This window comes from Paraburkholderia flagellata (assembly GCF_021390645.1).
Lineage (GTDB): Bacteria > Pseudomonadota > Gammaproteobacteria > Burkholderiales > Burkholderiaceae > Paraburkholderia > Paraburkholderia flagellata.
In genome coordinates this window covers 949,680-971,803 of record NZ_JAJEJT010000002.1, presented here as the reverse complement: position 1 = coordinate 971,803, position 22,124 = coordinate 949,680, and the positions used below count along the sequence as shown (strand labels likewise).

General features: G+C 62.6%; 20 protein-coding genes and 1 pseudogene. 12 read left to right on the top strand and 9 right to left on the bottom strand.

The window, feature by feature from the left end; translation table 11 throughout:
* Positions 1 to 134: 134 nt before the first annotated feature.
* Positions 135 to 869 (top strand): ArsR/SmtB family transcription factor, encoded by a 735-nt coding sequence (locus L0U83_RS18775; protein WP_308445050.1) that lies wholly within the window; start codon positions 135 to 137, stop codon positions 867 to 869.
* 14 nt (positions 870 to 883) lie between these two features.
* Here L0U83_RS18775 and L0U83_RS18770 read toward each other — a convergent pair whose 3' ends face one another.
* The gene (locus tag L0U83_RS18770; protein WP_233885409.1) at positions 884 to 2,095 is read right to left on the bottom strand and encodes a M20 aminoacylase family protein; all 1,212 of its coding nucleotides are present in this window, start codon (positions 2,093 to 2,095) and stop codon (positions 884 to 886) included.
* Between the two features lie 58 nt (positions 2,096 to 2,153).
* Entirely contained in the window at positions 2,154 to 3,449 is a 1,296-nt protein-coding gene (locus tag L0U83_RS18765) for an MFS transporter (protein ID WP_233885407.1), read from the bottom strand.
* A 290-nt stretch (positions 3,450 to 3,739) separates the two neighbouring features.
* Here L0U83_RS18765 and L0U83_RS18760 point away from each other — a divergent pair, with 290 nt between their 5' ends.
* Positions 3,740 to 4,729, top strand: coding sequence for a LysR family transcriptional regulator (locus L0U83_RS18760; RefSeq protein WP_233885405.1), 990 nt, complete (start codon positions 3,740 to 3,742; stop codon positions 4,727 to 4,729).
* Positions 4,730 to 4,747: 18 nt separating this feature from the next.
* Here the strand turns inward: L0U83_RS18760 and L0U83_RS18755 are convergent, their stop codons facing one another.
* Entirely contained in the window at positions 4,748 to 5,884 is a 1,137-nt protein-coding gene (locus L0U83_RS18755) for a 4-hydroxyphenylpyruvate dioxygenase family protein (RefSeq protein WP_233885403.1), read from the bottom strand.
* Between the two features lie 307 nt (positions 5,885 to 6,191).
* On the opposite strand from L0U83_RS18755, the gene shiA reads away from it, so the two are divergent.
* The 4 genes from shiA to L0U83_RS18735 all read left to right on the top strand — a co-directional run bounded on the left by shiA (position 6,192) and on the right by L0U83_RS18735 (position 11,812).
* Positions 6,192 to 7,505 (top strand): shikimate transporter, encoded by a 1,314-nt coding sequence (gene shiA / locus L0U83_RS18750; protein ID WP_233885401.1) that lies wholly within the window; start codon positions 6,192 to 6,194, stop codon positions 7,503 to 7,505.
* A 97-nt stretch (positions 7,506 to 7,602) separates the two neighbouring features.
* Positions 7,603 to 8,373 carry an IclR family transcriptional regulator domain-containing protein gene (locus L0U83_RS18745; RefSeq protein WP_233885399.1) on the top strand — a complete coding sequence of 257 codons (771 nt, stop codon included), beginning with the start codon at positions 7,603 to 7,605 and terminating at the stop codon, positions 8,371 to 8,373.
* Positions 8,374 to 9,122: 749 nt separating this feature from the next.
* Positions 9,123 to 10,700 carry an esterase/lipase family protein gene (locus tag L0U83_RS18740; protein WP_233885397.1) on the top strand — a complete coding sequence of 526 codons (1,578 nt, stop codon included), beginning with the start codon at positions 9,123 to 9,125 and terminating at the stop codon, positions 10,698 to 10,700.
* Positions 10,701 to 10,798: 98 nt separating this feature from the next.
* Complete coding sequence (locus L0U83_RS18735; protein WP_233885396.1) at positions 10,799 to 11,812, top strand: Tli4 family immunity protein; 1,014 nt, start codon at positions 10,799 to 10,801, stop codon at positions 11,810 to 11,812.
* A gap of 195 nt (positions 11,813 to 12,007) precedes the next feature.
* Here the strand turns inward: L0U83_RS18735 and L0U83_RS18730 are convergent, their stop codons facing one another.
* Entirely contained in the window at positions 12,008 to 12,769 is a 762-nt protein-coding gene (locus L0U83_RS18730) for a mechanosensitive ion channel family protein (protein ID WP_233885394.1), read from the bottom strand.
* Between L0U83_RS18730 and L0U83_RS18725 the strand changes: the two genes are divergently transcribed.
* A complete protein-coding gene (locus L0U83_RS18725) occupies positions 12,768 to 12,977 on the top strand; it encodes a hypothetical protein (RefSeq protein WP_233885392.1) in 210 nt (69 codons plus the stop codon). The two genes, L0U83_RS18730 and L0U83_RS18725, sit on opposite strands and share 2 nt — an antisense overlap.
* A 58-nt stretch (positions 12,978 to 13,035) precedes the next feature.
* Here the strand turns inward: L0U83_RS18725 and L0U83_RS18720 are convergent, their stop codons facing one another.
* The 3 genes from L0U83_RS18720 to L0U83_RS18710 all read right to left on the bottom strand — a co-directional run bounded on the left by L0U83_RS18720 (position 13,036) and on the right by L0U83_RS18710 (position 16,331).
* The gene (locus L0U83_RS18720) at positions 13,036 to 14,226 is read right to left on the bottom strand and encodes an arginine deiminase (protein ID WP_233886564.1); all 1,191 of its coding nucleotides are present in this window, start codon (positions 14,224 to 14,226) and stop codon (positions 13,036 to 13,038) included.
* A gap of 156 nt (positions 14,227 to 14,382) precedes the next feature.
* The gene (locus L0U83_RS18715; protein WP_233885390.1) at positions 14,383 to 15,807 is read right to left on the bottom strand and encodes a basic amino acid/polyamine antiporter; all 1,425 of its coding nucleotides are present in this window, start codon (positions 15,805 to 15,807) and stop codon (positions 14,383 to 14,385) included.
* Positions 15,808 to 15,869: 62 nt separating this feature from the next.
* Positions 15,870 to 16,331: an outer membrane lipoprotein gene (locus tag L0U83_RS18710; RefSeq protein WP_233885389.1), complete on the bottom strand. Its 462-nt coding sequence runs from the start codon at positions 16,329 to 16,331 to the stop codon at positions 15,870 to 15,872.
* Between the two features lie 292 nt (positions 16,332 to 16,623).
* Between L0U83_RS18710 and L0U83_RS18705 the strand changes: the two genes are divergently transcribed.
* From L0U83_RS18705 to L0U83_RS18695, 3 genes are all read left to right on the top strand, one after another.
* Entirely contained in the window at positions 16,624 to 18,039 is a 1,416-nt protein-coding gene (locus L0U83_RS18705) for a basic amino acid/polyamine antiporter (protein ID WP_233885388.1), read from the top strand.
* A gap of 98 nt (positions 18,040 to 18,137) precedes the next feature.
* A complete protein-coding gene (locus L0U83_RS18700) occupies positions 18,138 to 19,094 on the top strand; it encodes a cation diffusion facilitator family transporter (RefSeq protein WP_233885387.1) in 957 nt (318 codons plus the stop codon).
* 405 nt (positions 19,095 to 19,499) lie between these two features.
* Positions 19,500 to 19,955 (top strand): universal stress protein, encoded by a 456-nt coding sequence (locus L0U83_RS18695; RefSeq protein ID WP_233885386.1) that lies wholly within the window; start codon positions 19,500 to 19,502, stop codon positions 19,953 to 19,955.
* A 236-nt stretch (positions 19,956 to 20,191) separates the two neighbouring features.
* On the opposite strand, the pseudogene L0U83_RS41030 reads toward L0U83_RS18695, so the two are convergent.
* Positions 20,192 to 20,266, bottom strand: a pseudogene (locus L0U83_RS41030) (IS6 family transposase); the annotation flags it as partial.
* A 97-nt stretch (positions 20,267 to 20,363) separates the two neighbouring features.
* Between L0U83_RS41030 and L0U83_RS18685 the strand changes: the two are divergent.
* Both L0U83_RS18685 and L0U83_RS18680 read left to right on the top strand, forming a co-directional pair.
* A complete protein-coding gene (locus tag L0U83_RS18685; RefSeq protein WP_233885384.1) occupies positions 20,364 to 21,089 on the top strand; it encodes a cytochrome c oxidase assembly protein in 726 nt (241 codons plus the stop codon).
* The gene (locus L0U83_RS18680; RefSeq protein ID WP_233885383.1) at positions 21,053 to 21,598 is read left to right on the top strand and encodes a CopD family protein; all 546 of its coding nucleotides are present in this window, start codon (positions 21,053 to 21,055) and stop codon (positions 21,596 to 21,598) included. The genes L0U83_RS18685 and L0U83_RS18680 overlap by 37 nt, the downstream gene beginning before the upstream one ends.
* Here L0U83_RS18680 and L0U83_RS18675 read toward each other — a convergent pair.
* Positions 21,562 to 22,074 carry a DUF2231 domain-containing protein gene (locus L0U83_RS18675; protein ID WP_233885381.1) on the bottom strand — a complete coding sequence of 171 codons (513 nt, stop codon included), beginning with the start codon at positions 22,072 to 22,074 and terminating at the stop codon, positions 21,562 to 21,564. The two genes, L0U83_RS18680 and L0U83_RS18675, sit on opposite strands and share 37 nt — an antisense overlap.
* Positions 22,075 to 22,124 lie beyond the last annotated feature (50 nt).

The window sequence follows — 22,124 nt, the reverse complement described above, 5'->3', positions numbered from 1 at the left end:
CCGCTGCGCCGGCGCGCGTTGGGCGCCGGCCATGAGCCCAGTATCGGGCGCACGGCTGCGGTGATGCTTCGATGCGTGTCGAAACATGCGACCATGCTCGCGCGCTACGCTATGCGTATGTCCTGGAGAAACGCATGAATGGCATGAACATGCACCCGAGGGTGTCCGCCACGGCATTCCTGATCGCCGACCCCGCGCGTGCCGCGATGCTGATGGCGCTCGCCGACGGCCGCGCGCTGCCCGCCGGTGAACTGGCTTACGCGGCCGGCGTGACCGCGCAAACCGCGAGCAGCCATCTGGCGAAGCTGCTGGACGGCGGGCTGCTCGCCGTGGAAAAGGAAGGCCGCCACCGCTACTACCGGCTCGCGGACGCGCAGGTCGCCACCTTGCTCGAAAACCTCGCGACAGTCGGCGCGCGCGTGCCGATGCGCCGCAAACCACTCGGCCGCGAGGCGCAGAACCTGCGATTCGCGCGCTGCTGTTACGACCATCTCGCGGGCCAGGTCGGCGTGGCGCTCACGGCGCGCCTCACGGATGCCGGGCTCATCACCGCTGAAGCCGACAAGCGCTTCGCGGTGACGCCCGCAGGCGCGGCATGGTTCGGCGAACTCGGACTCGACGTCGCCGCGCTCAAGCCGGGGCGTCACGGCATCGCGCGTCAATGTCTCGACTGGACCGAGCGCCAGCATCATCTGGCTGGGCCGCTCGGCGTGGCGTTTCTCACGTTGCTCTGCGAGCGCGGATGGATGCGGCGCACGAGTACTTCGCGCGCGGTGCAGGTCACGGCGCGCGGCTGGATCGATCTGCGCGAGCGGCTGGGCCTGACGCCCGAATTGCTGACCGCCGGCACAGATGATTCGAATGACTAACTAATCAAATCTCGTCACGCCACGAGAAACCTCTGTGCGAGCCGCACCCAGCATGCCGCGCCGAGCGGGAGCACCTGGTCGTTGAAGTCGTAGCCCGGGTTGTGCACCATGCACCCGCCGAATTCCCCTTCGCCGTTGCCGAGCAGCAGGTAGCAACCGGGCACCGCGTTAAGCATCCACGCGAAGTCCTCGCTGCCGTTCAAGCCCTTCGGCGCCTGCATGACCACGTTGTCCTCGCCCACCAGCTCCGCGCAGACCCGCTGCGCGAGTGTGGTTTCTTCCGGCGTATTGACCATCGGCGGCGTGAGTTGCCGGTAGTCGATCTGCGCCTCCACGCCGTGCGCCTGCGCCGTCAGCGCCACGATCTCGCGCACGCGGGCTTCCACGAGCGCACGCGTTTCGGCGCGCGCCGCGCGGATGTTCAGGCCGAGTGTGACCGTCTCCGGTATCACGTTGTGGGTCGCGCCGCCGCGAATGTAGCCCACGGACACCACCGCGGACTCGTCAGGCGCCACGTTGCGCGCAACGATGGTTTGCAGTGCCGTCACGAGCGCCGCCGCGGCCACGATGGGGTCTTTCACACGGTGCGGCATCGCGCCGTGGCCGCCCACGCCCTTGAGCGTCACGTCGGCCACATCCGATGAAAGGCTCACCGACCCCGGCAGCACGCGAAACGTCCCGGCCGGCACGCCCGGCATGTTGTGCAACGCGTAGACGGCGTCGCAGGGAAAGCGCTCGAAGAGACCGTCTTCGATCATCGCCTTCGCGCCGCACAGGTTTTCCTCGTCGGGCTGGAAAATCAGGTTGAGCGTGCCGTCGAAATCGCGGCGCTCCGCCAGCGTTTTCGCGGCGGCAAGCAGGATCGCCGTGTGGCCGTCGTGGCCGCACGCGTGCATCTTGCCAGGCGTCTGGCTCGCGTAGGGCAGGCCCGTATTCTCGACGATCGGCAGCGCATCCATGTCGGCGCGAATGCCCAGACGCCGCTTGCCGTCGCCCACTTTGAGCTGCCCCACCACGCCGCTCTTGCCGACGCCCGTATGCACTTCGTAGCCCCACTTCTCCAGCAGCATCGCGACGAGCTTCGCCGTGGCGCCCACTTCGAAACCTAGTTCGGGCTGCGAATGAATCTGGCGGCGAATGCCGATGAAAGTCTCAGCGTCGATTTCGATCTCGGGCAGCAAGGTCGGCAGCAACTGGAACGGGGTGAGCGACGGTTCACGTTTCATGAGGATTCCGTTATTCCTGTGAAGGATCGAAAGGCTTGAGACTACGTGCAGCGCTTCGTTAGCCAACGCGCTGCTCGCGAATCGCACCAATGGCGCACAGCGAGATGAGACTGCAAACGACCAGATAGACCGCAGGCGAAAGCGGATTGCCGGTCTTCGCCAGGAGCCACGTGACGATGAACTGGGAGCTGCCGCCGAACACCGTCACGCCCACGCTATAGATGACCGAAAGACCGCTCGCACGCACGCTCGCGGGGAGCAATTCCATGAGCATCAGCAGCATGGGCGTGGAGCCGAGATTCGCGGCGGCGGTGATCATGACCGACAGCGCGAGCACGAGTGGCACGCTCGGCATGCGCGTCATCAGCCAGAACGCGGGCACGATAGCCACGATGTTGAAGAGCAGCGCGCCGAGCACGAGCCGCTTGCGGCGCGCGAGGCGGTCGGCAAGCCGCCCCGAGACGAGCGACGCCACGAGCATCGTGAAGCCCGTGGCGCAACCCGAAAGCAGCGAGAGCGACGGCGGCATCTTGAGCACGCGGATCATGTAGGTCGGCATGAAGAACACCACGAGATACATGCCCACCGTGCCCGCCGTGATCGAGAGAATGCCGAGGCCCACTTTCGCGCCGTGCTCGCGCATGAGCGTGCCGAGCGGGCTCGGCGCATCGGGCTCGGCCTCGTGCGTTTCGTCGAGTTTCGAGCGGATATAGAGGCCCACCGGCGCGATCAGCAAACCGCCGAGGAACGGCAGACGCCAGCCCCAGCTCTCCAGCGCCTGCGGCGAGAGCGTGGCGTAGAGCACCGCGCCCGTGAGCGCGCCGATGAGCGCCGAGATGCCCTGGCTGCCCAGTTGCCAGCTCACGCGAAAGCCGCGCTGCCCCACGTCCCCCGACTCCATCAGCATGGCCGTGGACGCGCCGATTTCGCCGCCGAGCGAGAAGCCCTGCAGGAGGCGACCCGCGAGGATCACGAGCGAGCCCAATACACCGGCCTGCGCGTAAGTGGGCGCGACCGAGATGCACAGCGTGCCCGCCACCATCAGCGCGATGGTCAGCGTCATGGCGGCCTTGCGCCCGCGCCGGTCGGCGTAGCTGCCGATCACGAGCCCACCCAGCGGGCGCATGAAGAAGCCGATGCCGAACGTCGCCACGGCGAGCAGCAGCGAGCCGTAAGGGCTGGCCGAGGGGAAAAAGAGCCGGCCGATCAGGAGCGCGAAAAAGCTGTACACCGTGAAGTCGTACATTTCGAGCGCATTGCCGATCGAGCAGGCGGCGATCAGGCGGAACTGGCTCTGACGAGTGGCCGCGGGCGGCGCAATCGGGGCGGTGGCGCTGAGCGTTGCGTCATGCATGGCGGATCTCCGCGAGCGGTGCAGCGGTGGAACAGCGGGAATGGGAACTGGCCGAACGATATTCAGGCCGGTCTGACTTTTGAAAGAAGTCACAAATTTTCATCTTGATAACCGGATGGAATCGGCGTCATAACCACTGTGTAGCGGCCATTGTCGTTTTCCATGAGTGCCGAGAATCGGTGCCGCCCGCGCCAGGCGGCGCTTGTAAGCGCTTACGCCGCGTTGCGCAGCGTTTAGAATCTCTTCCGGTCGGAGAAACGTCGAAGCGCCTCGCGCGGGGAGTACCACGGATGAAACTGCATCAGTTGCGCGTTTTGCTCGCGCTCGCGCAGCACGGCAGCATGCACGAGGCATCGCGCAGCCTGCACATCTCGCAGCCGGCGCTTTCCAAGGCCATTGCGGAACTGGAACGCGAACTGGGCGTGACGCTCATGTCGCGCTCGGTGCGCGGCGTCAGCCTCACGAATTACGGGCGCGCGCTCGCGAAGCGCGCGAGCGTGGTCGAACAGGAATTGCGCCACGCGCTGGAAGATATCGAAGGCATGCGCGGCCATGCCGAGGCGCGGCTGAACATCGGTTTTTCCGCCGTGGCATCGAGCGGGCCGCTGCCCGAATCGATCGCGGCGTTTCGCGCGCGCTTTCCGGGCGTGGAAGTGCACGCCTATGAAATGCGCCCGCAGCAGATACTCGAAGGGCTGCGCGAAGGCCGCCTCGACCTCGCGCTCATCTCGACGAACAGCGGCCCTGGCACGAGCGCGTTTCAGTGGGAGCCGCTCTTTTCCGTAGGCATGGTGCTCGCCGCGCGTCCCGGCCATCCGCTGGCGAGCGCGACGCGCCTGCGCGATCTGCTCGAGGCCGACTGGCTCACGCTCGATCCGCTAGACGATCCCGGCAGCCCGCTCGCGAGCCTCATGCGCCTCAATCGCCTCGATATGCCCAAGCGGATCGTGCACAGCGTGTCGAACCTGCTCGGCCTGCAACTCGCGACCTGCACGGATGTGATCAGCATGTGGTCGGATTTCGTGTTCTACGGCATGAGCGGGCCGCTCGTCCTCCGCCGCGACGCGTTGCACACGCTCCCCATTCGCGACGAGCTGCCGGACTTCCACGTGTTCATGGTGTACCGGTCCACGGACCTGATGACCCAGGCCTGTACAGAGTTCAGCAAGGAGATTCGCCATCGCTGCCGCACGATGGTCCCGCCGCGCGCCGCCGCGCTCGGCGCAACGCGCGCGCGCAAAACGGCGGGCGGCGCCCCGAAGTCACGTTTGGAACAGTAACGTTGCGGATCGCGGGATTCAATCCGCGCTTTGCCCCGCATTGCCCTGTTTCGCGCCCGCCTCGCGCGAGCGCGCGAGCACGTCGAGATTGCCCTCGCCGAAACCGTGGTGGCCGCTGCGCTGCACGACTTCGAAGAAGATCTCGCCGGGATGGCGCTTCGCAAACGTCTGGAAAAAGAGCCGCGGCACGCCGTCTTCGCCAATCTCGCCATCGATCAGCACATGCCGCTTGCGCAATGCGTCGAGATCCACGCCGTGGCCGGGCAACCGCGCATCCACGGTGTCGTAGTAAGCGGGCGGCGGCTCGACGAACTCCACGCCATTGGCCTTGAGCGCATCGACGCTCGCGAGGATGTCGTTGCTTGCCAGCGCGATGTGCTGCACGCCTTCGCCGGGATGCTCGGGCAGATAGTCGTGCAATAGCTGCGTGCGCCGCGTGCCTTCCTCGTACACAGGAATGCGCAGCTCGCCATCGGGCGACACCATCACGCGCGACTCTTCGGACACATGCCAGTTCGCGTTGATCTCGTGAATCTCGCGGAAATGCAGCAGGTCGCGGTAGAAGTCGAGCCATTCCGCAATGCGCCCCGCGCCCACCGTCTGCGTGAGGTGATCGACACGCGTGAGGCCCGTGCCGCCGTGATCGAGATCGGTATGCGCCGTGGCGACGTCGATGGGCCGGAAGTCGATGTCGAAGATCGAAATGTCACCCACGCCGCCGCGCTGGCCACCGCGTCCGCGCCAGCGGTCGATGAAATAGAGGTGCGAATCGCCAATGCCCTGGATCGCGGGAATGTGCAGCTCCGCGGGCCCGAGGCGCTCGCCCTCGAACGCCCACGCGCCGAGCGAGATCGCATGCTTGAACGCGCGCTTCGCATTGTCGACGCGCACGCCGATCGCGCAGACGCCCATGCCGTACTCCTGCGCGTAACGCGCGGCGAACGAGTCGGGCTCGGCGTTCAGCAGGAAGTTCATCTCGCCCTGCCGGTAGAGCGTGACCGCCTTGCTCACGTGGCGCGCGATCGCCTTGAAGCCGAACTGTTCGAAGCGGCGGCCGAGGTCGGCGGGCTCGGGCGCGGCGAACTCGACGAACTCGAGACCGGCCATGCCGAGCGGATTGTCCGCCTGCGGCGGAAGATTGGAGGGGCTGGACATGCAATAGGCTCCTGACGCAAGCGCTGAAACGGACACTTCGCCGCCACACCGCAAACTTCGAGGGTGCGCGAAGCAGCGCCCGATTTTAACCAGTTCGTTCAATTTGACGAAGACCACCGTGCGCGGACGGTCCACGCGCCATCTCGGTGCAAACCCGCAAAGCGTTCGATAATCGCACGCACTTGGGCGATAATCGCGCAAAACGGCGCCGCCACGCATTGCCGGAGCGCGCGGCCCGCCCTATGCTGCGTCTCACGTTTAGCGCATATCGCAGCATGGCACATGCGCAAAAGTCTGGAGACAACTCATGACCCCAAGCCTCGACACCACCGGCTCGCCCGACGCCGCCCCTCTCTCGCCGTCGCGCAGTCAGGCGCGCAAAGCGGCGCTCGGCAGCTTCGTCGGCGCGGTCGTCGACTGGTACGACTTCCTGCTCTACGGCATTGTCGCCGCGCTGGTGTTCAACGGCGCGTTCTTCCCGCAGGTCAGCAAGTCGACGGGCACCCTTGCCGCCTTCGCGACTTTCGGCGTGGGCTTCCTGTTCCGCCCGCTCGGCGGGATCGTGTTCGGCCACTTCGGCGACCGGCTCGGACGCAAACGCATGCTCGTGATCACCGTCATGATGATGGGCCTTTCCACCGTGGCCATCGGCCTGCTGCCGACCTACGCGACGATCGGCTTGTGGGCGCCCGCCCTGCTCGTCGCGTTCCGCGCGCTGCAGGGCTTTGCGGTTGGCGGCGAATGGGGCGGCGCGGCGCTCATGGCCGTGGAAAGCGCGCCGCGCGGCAAGAAGGCGTTCTACAGCAGCGGCGTGCAGGTGGGCTACGGCGTGGGCCTCGTGCTCGCCACGGGCATTGTCGCGATCCTGAGCCACCTGCTCGGCGAAGCATCGTTCCGCTCGTGGGGCTGGCGCCTGCCGTTCGTGTTCAGCGTCGTGCTCGTGCTGATCGGCCTGTGGGTGCGCTCGAGCATGGACGAGTCGCGCGAGTTCGTCGAGAAAGTCGAGCACGGTGATCGCAAGCTCAAGATGCCGGTGCTCGAAGCGCTCACGCGCCATCCGAAAGCGTTCCTTTATATCGTCGCGCTGCGCCTCGCCGAACTTTTCACGATGTATATCGTGACCGCCTTCGCGCTGAGCTACTCGACCACCAACCTCGGCATGTCGCGCGATCTCTTTCTCGGCATCGGGCTCTTCGTGGGCGCGCTCAGCTGCGTGACGATCCCCTGCTTCGCATGGCTCGCCGACCGGCTCGGGCTGCGCCGCATCTATCTGATCGGCGCGTTCATCGGCTTGTTGAGCGCCGTTCCGTTCTTCCTCGCGCTCGAAGCGCGGGCCACGGTATGGATCGTGATCTTCTCGGTGATGCTCGCGAACATCGCCCACGACATGGTCGTGAGCGTGCAGCAGCCGCTCTTCACCGAGCTGTTCGGCGCGGAGTACCGCTACAGCGGCGCGGGTGTCGGCTATCAGTTCGCGAGTGTGGTGGGCGGCGGCTTCACGCCGTTCATCGCGGTAGCGCTGGTGGGCGTGGGAGGCGGGTCGTGGCACCTCGTCGCCGCGTATCTGGCAGTTGGCTGCCTGATCTCGCTGATCGTGGCGGCGCGCATGAAGCCGGAGTGAACACGCGCGCATCGTTGGCTCGCGAGCCGCAGGCGTTTGGCGTCTGCGGCTTTTTCCATTTTTTTGGCAACCGTGCAGCACAGGGTCTTGCGCGCCGATGAAGAAACCTCCACTGGACCGGCGCGACTGGATCGCGGGGCTCGAAAAAGGCCTCGCGATTCTCGAAGCCTTCGACAGCGAGCACGCGCGCATGACCCCCACCCAGGCGGCCGAGCGCACGGGCCTCTCGCGCACCGCCGCGCGCCGCTATCTGCTCACGCTCGAATCGCTCGGCTATGTGTACACGGATGGCCGCCTGTACGGCCTCACGCCGCGCGTGCTGCGCGTGGGCTGGTCCTATTTCGATTCGGCGCGCCTGCCGCGCACCGTGAAGCCGTATCTGCAGCAGTTGAGCGCGACGCTCAACGAATCGGCCTATGTGAGCGTGCTCGATGGATGGGAACTCGTTGTGATCGCGCGCAATGGCGTGTCACGCGTGATGACCACGGGGTTCGTGCTCGGCGCGCGCGTGCCCGCGCCGCTCATCTCGCCCGGCGTGGTGCTGCTCGCGCATGAGGCCGACCAGGAAGCGGTTTCCGCCTGGCTCGATACGGTCGAGCTTTCGCCTTTCACGCCGCATACCATCACGAGCGGCGCACGCCTGCGCGAGAAAATCGTGCGTGCGCGCGTGGATGGCTACGCGCTCATCGAGCAGCAGTTGCAGGTGGGCGTGCGCGGCATTGCCGTGCCGCTCAGGAATCGCAACGGCGAGGTGGTCGCCGCACTCAGCACCAACATGCCGATGGGCGATGAAAGCCCCGAGGCTGCGCTACAGCGTGTTTTGCCGCATCTGCAGGAAAGCGCGCTCGCCATGCTCAACGTGCTTTGACTTGGGCCACCGTGCGCTAGCGCTGCGTTAGTGCCCGTCATGCGCGCGTTGCCCGCGACCGCGAATTTCGGCGAACATCATTTCCCCCAAATTCAAAGGCGAAAACCCCGTAGGTTTTGTGATGTGAATATTGCGGCGGGCGCTCGCGGTTCCGATCAGAACAAGAACGTAGCGGAACGTGGTGAGACCACCTGATACAACTGGCCAGCAAACGAATTGCGATAGCTGACTAGCGTGGCCCGCGAAGGTCGCTCCGTTCATAGCCGCCGAGCTTGACGTCGATATTGACCATTTGACGACGCTGCTGGCCGAGGCCGCCTATCAACTTCCTCAATTGAGAGACGCGGAAGCCAACCTCTCCAGTGGCACCTCTTTTCAATCAGACGATTCAACGGACTGCCAGCCATGCGATATCGCGCCATACGGCCGTTTAGAGTAGACGCAGATTGATGGAGGCAACGTGCCAATCGGGCGCAAGAAGCCGCGCCGAGCGCGACTCACGAAGCCGAGCATAGCCAGCTTAGGCTCGCATAGCCCCGCCAGCGCCTGGTATTGTTCCTTGACAAGAATTGAAAACATTTCGGACTAGAAACAATTGCCCCATGGCCGCGCCGCAGGTATAAGGCTGGACGGACCTGCAAATGGTCCCTCATCGCGGCCGCTCTTACCCATGCAGTCCTGATGCGGCAGGCCGCGCGTGCTGCCAGAGGCCGCCTGAGCGCGTTGCTCGTAAATGGGAGAAGTCTGCATTGGCTACACAAGAACGCACTATCCAGCCAAAGATTGCCGATGACGGATCAGTTCACTACTCATCCGTCACTTCAGTGCCTGATGACAGTACGGCGGTCTGCTATATGTTTCCACGCCGGGTCATTCCTGTGGTCTTTGTGCCTGGCGTGATGGGGAGCAATCTGGAAACTACCGATGCCGTGCCGAAGCCGGTTTGGTTGCTTGACAGCACATCGACCGTTAAGACATGGATGGTGAAAAAGCCTGCCGAACGCAGGCAGATTCTTGATCCGGACAAAACGGAAGTTCACCCTGGCGGCAAGATTCCGTCCGGCACAGCGCAGAGTGAAGACGAATTGCGTCGCCGCGGCTGGGGCGAAGTGGCGTACATGAGCTACGGGGAGTGGCTGGTGTGGCTCGAAAATGCGCTGAATGACACTCATGCCGAAACCGACTATGGCCGCAAGGGCTTACGGGAAAGCCTGTGCCATATCATTACGCCCGGCCTGGAAAAACTGGAGCGCGCCGAGGTAGCACTCTCGTACAGGTACCAGTTCCCGGTGCACGCAGTCGGCTACGACTGGCTGCAATCGAACGCTGTATCAGCAACCCGACTATCATCCCGGATTGAGGAAATTACGGCCTGGTACCGCAAGCAGTTCGGGTACCAGTGCGACAAGGTGATTCTCGTCACCCATTCGATGGGTGGACTGGTAGCCCGCTACTACTCGGAAGTCATGGAGAAGCGCGGCACGGTACTGGGCATCGTGCACGGCGTGATGCCCGCCACGGGTGCAGCGGCCACCTACAAGCGGATGAAGACCGGTACGGAAGGCAACGGTATCAAAGGCAATCTGGCGGCTCTCGCACTGGGAGCAAACGCGGCCGCCATGACTGCGGTGGTCGGCAACGCGCCCGGCCCGTTGCAGTTGTTGCCGAGTCACGATTACGGCATGGGGTGGCTCAGAATCAGGGATGGGGAACGGTTTGTCGAGTTGCCGGCCTCGGACCCGTACAGCGAAATCTATACGGTGCGGGCTACATGGTGGGGGCTGTGCGATGACCAGTTGCTCAATCCGCTCGACCCTGGAAAGAAGACGGTCGAGCGGGATTGGCATATTTTCACTGACCTGATCCTCAATAAGGTCAAGCCGTTTCACTTAGCAATCAGCGGCAAGTATCACGCCAATACCTACGCGTTCTACGGCGACGATGAAAAACACCTGGCGTACGGCAATGTGACGTGGGTGCAGCAGACGCCACCGATCCTGCGGCGCGATATCCCACCAATTACCGATCTGCTCGGAAAACGTGGTAACGACGACCCCGCGTCCGGTGGGCAGATGATCGGAACGATGCAGAACGAAAAGTCCACGTTTTTCACGTTCGTCCTGCGGGATGCCGAAGAGCATGGGGATGGCACAGTCCCCGTTCGCTCGGGCCGCGCGCCCAGCCAGCGGGTGCATGTCTGTAAAGCCTTCGCAGGTATCGACCACGAAGGAGCCTACAAGCTGGACGCGACCCGGCTTTTCACCCTTCACGCCATTACGCGCATTGTCCAAAGCGTCAAGGGCACGGCCATGGACTACAAGGCATGAGAGTACTACGCACCACGCTGGCCGCGACGTGCCTGTTATTTGTCGTTGCCGCGTGTGATCACAAGCCATCACCCTTGAGCCAACAGGAAAAGCAAATCGTGACTGAACTGACTGCAAACTTGAAGACCCGGTGTGTGGGCCGCTATCTGGTCGATATGCCGGAGGGCGCAACGGAATACGGCTACGCCAGGATCGGAGGTGTCGATATCGAAGCCAAGGCGATGACCGAAGACGCTTACCGGCAGGAGATTGCGCAACGCGAAACAGTGTTGAAAACTGTCGAAATCACCTATCCTCGACCGTTCCTGTATGCAGCCGGACCAGCACGTGGAAGAAGTACGTACTACTTTATTTACCGTGATACGCTCATCGATAGTCCGGCCACTCGATATATCGAAGGATACAAATGGGATCGTGGGTATCGTTTCCTGCTGAAGATTGAAACCTACGATTACGTGCATCCGGATCAGACCGACGATCCAATCGTCAAACAGTTCGACGTGAAGAATGAGGTACCGGCGAAAACAAATCTGGTTTTTGACTTGCTGGAAAAATTGCGAGGTCGCCCCAACGAGGAGATTCCAACTGAGCCCGGGGTTTGCTTCGCGGGCGGCTTTCTGCCAGGAAAAGCAACTGATGACCAGTACGTGCGCGGAGGATTTACGTTGACGAGTAATCCTGATGTCTCTTTCGTTGTATCTGTCGATACAGCGTCACAGGGAGGGATAACGCTCCTACAGCATGCAGACGACTCCCAGACACTCGACGCCCTCAAGGCAATGGACGCCAAAGTTATTCGCAAAGGCACGGTGGAACTTTCAGGCCTGAGGGCGGAAGAATGGCTCTTCGAAGGTCTGAAACCTGGAGACGGACGCGGCGACACATTCACACTCTCTGTCAACGACACCACGAGCGGACCTTCGTCACCGTATCTTTCTCTGGAGATGGATACCGGGGGGCAACTGAAAATCCAGGGGAAGTTCGTAAAGCTCGATAAGGGATCCCTCACTACGCGCGAAGCCATTGCGCTATGGGATGCAGTGTCGAGGAAAGTGCGGGTCAGGCCAGGTGCGTTCGGATACAGGTTTAGCAACAATATTTCAAATAGATAGAACCTGCGCCGCCCAAGCTTCCATCATCGGGCGGCGCGCTTGAAGCAGATCAGTGCGGTGATAGGCCGCTTCAACCTTGTTCACGACCGCATACACGAGCGCCCGCTCTGCAGGGTCGCGGGCCTAGCCGTTTTTGCTGGCCCAAACGCGGAAGTTGTAGCGGAAGACGAGAGCAGGACGCGCTTCTACCGTGCGCTAGCGCTGCGTGAGAGCAGCGTCAGCGCCCGCCACACGCGCGTTGCCCACCGCGAGCCCTGCGGTCGCAAGCGCTTCGCGAGCATGCCCGCGTATATCGTCGACGGCGTATTGCGCATCGGCGTTGCGCACCCATGCGCGCACACGCAAGCGCGCGCCGCCGCCCGACGGGTAGTTGTCCACGGCGACCGTCGGCGCGAGCGTCGTGCCGCCTTGCACACGCGGTTCGGCGGACACCATCTCCTTGAGCTTGCCGATGGCGGCGTCCACCTGGTCGCGCCGCGCGAGATCGACGGTGACGTCGATACGCTGCGTGCCGCCGCTGCTGTGGTTGATGACCGGATTGCTCCAGATCTGGATGTTTGGCACGAATACGACATTGCCGTCGCCACGCTCGATGCGCGTCGTGAACAGCCCCACTTCGCACACGACGCCGGCCGCCGCGCCGCTGCCTTCGATCACGTCGCCCGCACGAAACGGGCGCAGCATCAGCAGCATGATGCCGGCGGCGATATTTTGCAGGGTGCCTTGCAGCGCGAGGCCGATGGCGAGGCCGGCGGCGCCGAGTGCGGCGAGCACGCTAGCCGTGGCGATGCCCACTTCGCCCAACGCGGCGACGAGCGCGATCACGCGCACGGCCCACGCCGCCATGCCGGCGAGCATTGGCGCGAGCGTCGGGTCGGCGTGCGAGCGCGCCAGCATGCTCGCGAACACCCGCGCGACGCGATTGGAAACCCACCAACCGATAACCAGTATCAGCATGGCTGACGATCACATTCATGACGTCGTGCGTCATCGTGGCAAGCAGCGAGGGTTGCAGATGAAAAAAGCGGTTGAAGAAATCGTCCATGATCGGGGATCAAGCGGTTGCGATGGAAGCGAGGTGCGCGCATCGCGCACCCCACAGAACCAGGCAGCAGTCCGCATGACCGTAAGCTTTGAAAGCCCCGACTTCGCATCACCCTTTTGATCCGGCACCATAGCGGCACAATTACTTGCGCCCGCAACAATCCCCGCATGCTTCCACGCTAGAAGTCCACGGCATCGCGAATGATCGGGCACGTCATGCAATGGCCGCCGCCGCGCCCGCGCCCCAGTTCCGCGCCCACGATGCTCACGACCTCGATTCCGGCCTTGCGCAGCAACGTGTTCGTATAGGTGTTGCGGTCGTAAGCGAACACGACGCCAGGCGATGTGCAAACCAGGTTCGCGCCGCTGTCCCACTGCGTGCGTTCGCGCTGGTAGTCGTTGCCGCCCGCTTCCACCACGCGCATTTTCTTGATGCCGAGCGCCGCGCTCACCACCTCGACGAAGGACTTCTTCTCCTGATGCAGTTCCACACCCGCCGGGTGATCGCTGGGCCGGTAGGTGAACGTTCGGGTACGCGCGAGAAAATCCGGCGCGATCAGCACGCAGTCGCGATCGGCAAACGTGAAGACCGTATCGAGGTGCATGGCGGCGCGAATTTTCGGCATGGCCGCGACGATCACCTGCTCCGCCGCGCCCTTTGTGAACAGCGTGGCGGCGAGCTGGCTGATCGCCTGCCGCGACGTGCGCTCGCTCATGCCGATCAGCACGGTCTTGTTGCCGATGGGCATGACGTCGCCGCCTTCGAGCGTCGCCATGCCGTGGTCCTCAGTGGGGTCGCCCCACCACACATTGACCTTGCCCGCAAAGTCCGGATGGAAGCGGTAGATCGCCGCCGCAAGGATCGTTTCCTCGTGCCGAGCGGGCCAGTACAGCGGATTGAGCGTCACGCCGCCGTAAATCCAGCACGTGGTGTCGCGCGTGTACAGCGTGTTCGGAAGCGGCGGCAAGAGATATTCGGTGGACCCTGCCGCTTCGCGCACGACCTTGAGCGCAGCGCCGCCGTGCGATTCGGGGAAGTCGTAGATCGACAGGCCGCCAAGCAAGGTCTCGGCCAGCTTGCGATCCTCGAGCCCTTCCAGATAGCTGCGCAGTTCGTCGATGAAACCCAGCCCGACCTGGTTCGGCACGATCTGATTGTCGAGAATCCACTTCTTGCCTTCTGGCACGGCAACGGTTTCGGCGAGCAGGTTGTGCATCTCCACGACCTCTACACCGCGGTCGCGCATTTTCGTAACGAAGTCGAAATGGTCGCGCTTCGCGTTGTCGACCCACAGCACGTCGTCGAACAGCAACTCGTCGCAATTGCTCGGCGTGAGCCGCGAGTGCGCCATGCCAGGCGCGCACACCATCACCTTGCGCAGTTGCCCGACTTCCGAATACACCCCAAGCGCACTTTCTTCCTTCGTCCTGGCCTTGCCGCCCTTCGCGGCTTTTTCTGCCTTTTCTGCCTTTTCGCTCTTGCCACCGCCCTTCGCTTTGGACATATCGATCTCCACTCGTTTTCGTTAGAGCGCCATGGCGCCCGTGGCCAGCGCAACGACGCCCACGATGGCCGCTACGGCCGCCACGATGAAAATGACCCAGTCGCTCGTACGCTGGAAAACCTTCAGCTTGCGCTCGCGCCGCGCGAGGAAATACAGCACCGTGCCAGGCGCGTAAAGAATCGCCGATAGCAGGATGAACTTGAGACCACCGGCGACAATCATGAACAACGTGTAGATCACGGCAATAGCGGCCAGCGCGAGATCGCGCTTGCGCTCTTCGGGCCGCACCTCGTAGCTTTCGCCGCGGTTCGAGACCATGAACCCGTAAGCGGCGACGAAGAGATAGGGAATCAGCGACATCGAACTCGTGAGGTTCAACATCAGCGAGAACGCATCGCGCGAGAAGTACGTGCTCGCCACCAGCAACTGCACGACGATGTTGGTGATCCAGAGCGCATTGGCCGGCACGTTGTTGGCGTTTTCGCGCGCGAACACGGCCGGCATATCCTGATTGCGCGCTGCCGCGAACATCACCTCGGCGCAGATGAGCGACCACGCCAGATACGCGCCCAGCACGGAAACGATCAGGCCGATGCTCACGAAGATCCCGCCCCACGGGCCGACCACGCTTTCGAGCACGGCCGCCATGGAGGGCTGGCGCATGCCCGCCACGTCCGCGCGCGGCAGCACGGCGAAAGGCAGCATGGAAACGAGCACCATGAGCGTGGTCACGCCGGCGAAACCCATGATCGTTGCGCGCCCAACGTCCGCGCGCTCCTTTGCATAGCGCGAATACACACTCGCACCTTCAATGCCGATGAACACGAACACGGTGACCAGCATCGTCGCGCGAATCTGCTGGATGAGGCCGCCCTCTTGCGCCGCGGACTGGATATTCAGGTGAAAAGTCCCGTACTTGAATACGAACAGGAGAATGACGACGAACACCATGATCGGAATGACCTTGGCGAACGTCACGATGGTGTTGATGAATGCGGCCTGCTTCACGCCGCGAAGAATGAGAAAGTGAAACAGCCAGATGCCGATCGAAGCCACGATGATGGCCGTGACCGTATTGCCGTCGCCGAATACCGGGAAAAATGCGCCCAGCGTGGACTTGATCAGGACCCAGTACGAAACGTTGCCGATGCAACTGCCGATCCAGTAACCGAACGCGGAAAGGAAGCCGGGATAATCGCCGAAGCCTTCTTTGGCGTACATGAACACGCCAGCGTCGAGTTTCGGCTTGCGCTCCGCGAGCGCCTGGAACACGCGTGCAAGCGTGTACATGCCCACGCCCGCGACGAGCCACGCAATGGCCGCGCCGACCGGCCCAGTTGCATTGGCGAAGGTTCGCGGCAGCGAAAAGATCCCGGCGCCCACCATGCCCCCGACTACCATCGCGGTCAACTGCACGCGACTCATCTTCTGCTCGGTATCGGCCATCGGTTTCCTCGCTTTGTTCGAAACTTCGCTTTATCGAGAGACCCACCACACCTGCGTTCACTTCATCGGGTCACGCGCACCGAGTTGTTGCCGAGCAGCACACGCACACGGTCGCCCGGAACGAACTGCTGATCCGCATCCTGGACCACCGACATCAGTTGGCCCGAATCCAGACGCACGACGATCTCGAGACCCTGCCGCTGCGTGACGCGCTGCTCCACGGCATTGCCTGCCGCGCCGCCCAGCACGGCGCCGCCGATGCCCGCCGCTACGGCGCCCGAGCCGCGCCCGATGTTGCTGCCTGCCGCGATGCCGCCAAGCGCGCCGCCCGTTATTGCGCCAATGCCAGTTGGACCCGGCTGGATGGTGACGGGCCGCACGGTTTCGACCGCACCGAGTTCGACCACGAACACCTGCTGCGCCTGGGCCGGCGTGAAGGTGGAACCCGAAGTCGGCGCCTCGCAGCCAGTAAGCGCGAGCGAGCCAACCACGGAGCCAAGCAGTGCTGCAGTGAGATATCGCATGACATTCCCCCTAATGCGGCGCAATGCGGGTTCGTAAATTCATTCGGGCTGTTTGCTAACGATTCCGCTCATATTCATTAGCGAACATTCGGCCAATACGTGCCCGGCGACTCTCCTTTTGCCATCCATCCTCCGGACACCTGACGAACATTATGGAATACGATTCGCAGTGAGGTATTCAACGTGACACTCGATCGAGAATAGTTCAGCAATTCAATGTGGCGCGCATTTTTTATCCGCGATTTCGCGCGCTCGCATTACAACAGGTCGAAGATCGGAAAAAGGCTCGAACATGAAATCGACGGATGACCAGAAGTTGTCGCTGCCGGTCCTCACGGCCATGGTCGTAGGGTCCATGGTCGGCGCGGGCATCTATTCGCTGCCGCGCAACTTCGCGCTCGAAGCAGGACCGACAGCTGCCGTCGTTTCATGGTGCATTGCGGGAGGCGGCATGTATATGCTGGCCCGCGTCTTCCAGCTTCTCGCAGAAATCCGGCCCGACCTCGACTCCGGTATCTTTGCCTATGCACGCGACGGCTTTGGCGGCTACGCCGGCTTTCTCTCCGCGTTCGGCTACTGGATGGCCGGTTGCTTCGGCAACGTCTCTTATTGGGTGCTGATCAAATCCACGCTCGGCGCATTCGTACCGGCATTTGGAAACGGCAATACGCCGATTGCGATTGCGGTTTCGTCAGTCGGCATTTGGGCATTTCACTGGATGCTTTTGCGCGGCATTCAGCAGGCCACCCTCATCAACGCGATTCTCACTGTCGTGAAGATTCTGCCCATTTTCGTTTTTATCGGCATTTTGAGTGTCTATGCGAGCGCGGAGCCATTCACAAACAATCTCGCGCAAAGCGCCCAAGGGCTTGGCCTCCAGGTCAAAGGCACCATGCTCATCACGGTATTCGTCTTTCTCGGCATTGAGGGGGCGAGCGTGTATTCGCGCTACGCGAAAAAGCGCTCGGACGTGGGCGCCGCCACGATACTCGGCTTCGCCTTCGTGCTGTTGCTCCTCGTGCTCGTCACGCTGTTGCCATACGCGCACCTCATGCGCGCGGACATCGCGGTCATGCGGCAACCTTCCATGGCGTCGGTGCTTGGCGCCGTGATCGGTTCGCCAGGCAAGGTGTTCATTGGCGGCGCGCTCATCGTGTCCGTGCTCGGCGCCTATCTCGCGTGGTCGCTGATCTGCGCGGAAGTGCTGTATGCAAGCGCGAAAGCGAACGCCATGCCCGCCATCTTCGCGCGCCGCAACGCGCGGCAGCTTCCCACCGCCGCGATATGGCTCACGAGCGGCGTCGTGCAGGCCTTCGTCATCAGCACGTACTGGTCGGGCGACGCCTTCTCTCTCATGCTGCGCCTCACGAGCGCCATGGCGCTCGTCCCCTATTTTTTTGTGGCGACCTTCGGGCTCAAGGCGATTCACGCACTCCCGCAATCTGCCATGAGCGCCCGAAAACGCACGCAGAGCTATGCCACTGCGGTCATCGCCACGATTTATACACTGTTCCTGCTATACGCTTGTGGAGTGGAACTGCTCGTCATGTCCGCGCTCCTGTATGGCCCAGGCAGCCTGCTCTACATGTGGGCACGGCGCGAGCGTGGCGAGGCGCTTTTTTCACGGCCCGAGTGGTGCGCGTTTCTCGTGGTGATAGGCGGCGGCCTCGTCGCGATTTTCGGGCTGGGCGCCTCTGCATGGCGTTAGCCGTGCGTCATTGCGTCTGGCCGCATCCATCGGTCTCCTGACTGCTTTTCGACTCACCGCGGCCACTCAAACGCTCCAACGTTCGACAGCGAGGAACCATGCCTATCAGCTACGCGCTCCGCAAGGCGCAACTCGCAGCGGTCGAACAACGCACGATGAAGGTCTCGATTTACGTCGTATGCCTCGGTTTTGTGGCCAACGTCGGCTATGGCTTCTTCGTGCAGTCCGACACGTTGCTGCTGACCGCCATTTTCTATCTGCTCAACCTCGTGAGTTCCGCGCTCGGATTGCTCGCGGCAACCGTGATCAGCCGGCCCGCGACGACTCGATTCGAATACGGTTATTGGTTCCTCGAGCCGCTCGTGAATGGCATAAACGGGCTCATGATGCTGCTCGTTTGTGTATATGGCTTCGTGAACGGGATTGAGGGGATACGTTCGGGCGGCCATGTGGTCAATGCACGCGGTGTCATGCTGATCAGCGTCGCGAGTTGCGTGATCTGCTTTGCGATGGTGATCTATAAAAAGCGCGCGGCCGCGCAGATCAATTCGAAGCTGCTCAAAACCGACGGCTGGAAATGGATCATGAAATTTGCGTTCAGCGCGGCCACGCTGCTCGGCTTTTTCGTGTTTTCGATTTTGCCCGAAGGCCCTCACTATCTATGGGCACGCTATATTGACAGTGCAATGACCGCGGGGCTTTCGCTGATATTTCTCTTTGCGCCAGTGAAGATCGTGCGCACGAGCTTTGCCGAATTGCTGCACATGAGTCCCGAAGAGAACAATCCGCGTTCGGAAATCGAGAAGGCGCTTTCGAAGCTCGAACGCGAGCTTGGCATTCTGCGCCACCACACGCACGTCGTCCAGGCGGGCCGGCGCAATTTTGTCGAAGTCAGCGTGCTAGTCGGCGCGATGTCCGCGTTAAGCGATCTCGCCTCGCAGGACAGATTGCGCGAACGTATCTGGGAAACGCTCAGCGCGAGTCCGCTGGAAAACCGGCTCACTGTGCAGATCACCGCGGACCCGCGCTGGGAAGACGGACGCCAGCCTGGATAACGCGCGCCTCACCAGCGCGAGAATTCGAACGCCGTACCCATTTTTCCCATCGCGTTGCGCGCACCATCTCGACAGCGGCCTTCAACTGGTCTCAGGCCGCGCCGGAGAGCATGTTTTCGTCATACAGCGCGACTTGTGCTTGAGGTCTTCGGTCAGTTGATTGTATGAGTTGACGCGTTACATGTAACTGCCTATACCTGGTTACGTGCAACCAGGAAGGCGGCAATGCCAAACACCATATCCGAGCGCGCACGTATCGTCAGAATCTCCACGCCGCCGGCCTTGCTTGCGCGCCGCCTCGACCGTCGGCAAGCGTGAGGATCCCGGTGCTTCGCGGCCCGACACGTCTCCTGGTGACGATGAAATACAGCATGTCAATCGGATCTTCGAAAAGCATCTCCTACCATGTTCAATATCCTCCTCGTTCCACTGGACGGTTCGCCCCAGAGTGTGCATGTCATCGAGTTGGCCAGCCGCGTGGCCGCTCCGGGTACGGCGACCGTACACCTTCTTGGCGTTGTCGACCCATCCTACGCGTTGCCTCCCGGTTGCGAGAGCGGTGTCGCGCCTGATGGCCTGATCTATCCTTACGCACACGCGCAGACATCCTTCGCACGATCGATGCTGACTGCCGCCGCCTCTCAACTTGCCGGCCGGAATCTCACGGTTGAACAGCACTTCTGCGCGGGGAATCCGACTGATATCGTCGTCGAACAGGCCCGGCTGCTGAACGCGGAGGTCATTGTGATGGGCCATCATCACTTGTCACGGCTACGCCGCTGGGCCAACCCGTCGACATGTGGAGTAGTCATCGAAAGGTCACCCTGCGCGGTACTGATCGAAACTCGTGAGAAGGGCTAACCCCACGAAGCTTGTGAATCGATCGCCACTTCACTTGGCCGTACCAGCAAGTAGAAACCGGGCAGCATGGCAGCGTCGTGGCGAAAAGGCGCACCAGGACTTGCTTAAGCTCTGTGTCGCGCGTTCATGCACGATGATATCGATGCGATCAGTATGTTCTCCTTCATGTTTTCGAACCTCGACATCACGACGGCCACTACCGCCGGCTGTCTCGGCTATCTGTTCGCGCGCTCGCCGATATTGCGCGAAAAGAGCAATGCTTCGATGTCACGCAGGCTGAGCTGGAAACGGAAATCCCAGCGTACCGCGCACTTCGTCTGCTACTATCGTTGGCAGACTCGCAGGTCTTGTCACACCAACGGCTAAGCGTACATTACAGTACGATTCAGATCCGGAGGGCACCGTGTCATGCCAGCTTCACTGATCGCCTACTGCGGCCCCGCAGGCACTCCTCAAGACCTGTGGCTGCGCTGGAATACCGATCCGTGGTTGCTCGCCGCGCTTGCGGCCCTGGCATTTGTCATTGCCAGTGGGCGCAGCGCCGATGCGCGCGCCGGCTGGTTGGCGCTCGCGCTAATGGTCATCGTATTCGTCTCACCGCTGTGCGCGCTGTCGTCAGCGTTGTTCTCGGCGCGAGTCACACACCACATCATTCTCATCGCCGCCGCCGCGCCCCTCCTGGCACGAGCCTTTCCGCTACCGCGCATTCCCTCACCTCCTCTCGTGCCGGTGGTCGCCGCTCATGCCGTCATCGTCTGGCTCTGGCATGCGCCGGGGCTTTACACCTGGGGCCTCGCCACCGTGCCCGCCTACTGGTTGATGCAGGCCACACTGCTTGGGAGTGCCTGGTTGATGTGGCGCAGCATATTCTCTCCGCTGGTGCAGACTGGCGTCGCCTTGATGGCGCTGGTCGCGACGATCGGGCAGATGGGCCTGCTCGGCGCCCTGATCGTCTTTTCGCCCCGTCCGCTCTACGTGGTGCATTTCGCCAGCACGGCCGCGTGGGGCCTCACTCCGCTCGCCGATCAGCAACTGGCCGGATTACTGATGTGGGTGCTCGCAATGGTCCCTTATCTCGCCGCGGGACTCTGGATCACATGGTCCTCGCTGCGCGCCGGGGAGCCCGCACTGTGACAACTGTTCTGAAGTTCATCCATCTGGCCGCGATTGCGATCTGGTCGGGCGGGCTCATCGTGCTGCCTTTCCTGTTCTGGCAGCGGCGCCTGCTCGCTGTCGGGCCGGAGCTTGACCGGTTGCACCGCATCACGCGGCTTGTCTATGTCGAACTGACCTCACCGGCCGCCTTCGTCGCCATCGCAAGCGGCACGGCGTTGATCTTCCTGCAGGCCACGTTCGTTGAATGGTTTTCGGTGAAGATGGTGCTCGTCGGCATCATGGCGATGCTGCATGTCCTGGCAGGTCTCGTGCTCCATCATCTTTTCCTGCCCGAGGGACACTTCAGCCGCCTTTCATCGATTGCCCTAGCAACCGCTTATGTGTTTGTTATCGTCGCGATAATCTGGGTCGTACTCGCCAAGCCGCACATTCCATCAAACGCGTTTGCCCCGCACCTGTTCGAGCCAGGCGGACTCGCCCGCTGGCTGCATCAGTCCTTCGGCGAAACCAGAATGCCAACGCCATGATCGAACACGAGCTTGCCCCCATGCCAGCCGGCGAAGCCCGTCATCACCGAGGCGAGGACCGACAGCGCGAGCCCATGCGGCAGGACTTCGGCGGGATAGAGAAGGCGCAAGCCCCAGTTGGCGCCCGCGATCGCGACGAGCGTCATGGCGGCTACGGCATGCGACCAGCTAGCCTCCCGCAAGCGGATGCCGCGCACGAGCAGCAGCTCGGCCGTACCGGCGATGCTCGCGCCCACGCCGCTCCAGAACGCAAAGCCGGCGGCCCACAGACCTGCCCGCACCCAGAACGGATCGCCCGACCACCAGTAGAGGACGTCGACGCCCAGCGTGGCGACCACGAATGCAATCGGGAAGTGCACCATCATGACGTGAATCGGGTGACCCACGAGCGCGACGGCCGAGCCCGCATCGAGCCGCAGCAGTTCGAGCATCACCTCGCTATGGTTCCGGGATCCGGAATCGCCCTTCTTTGCCATGGTCAATCCTCCCCGCGTCGAAAGCGTGATACGTCAAGCCATCATAGTGC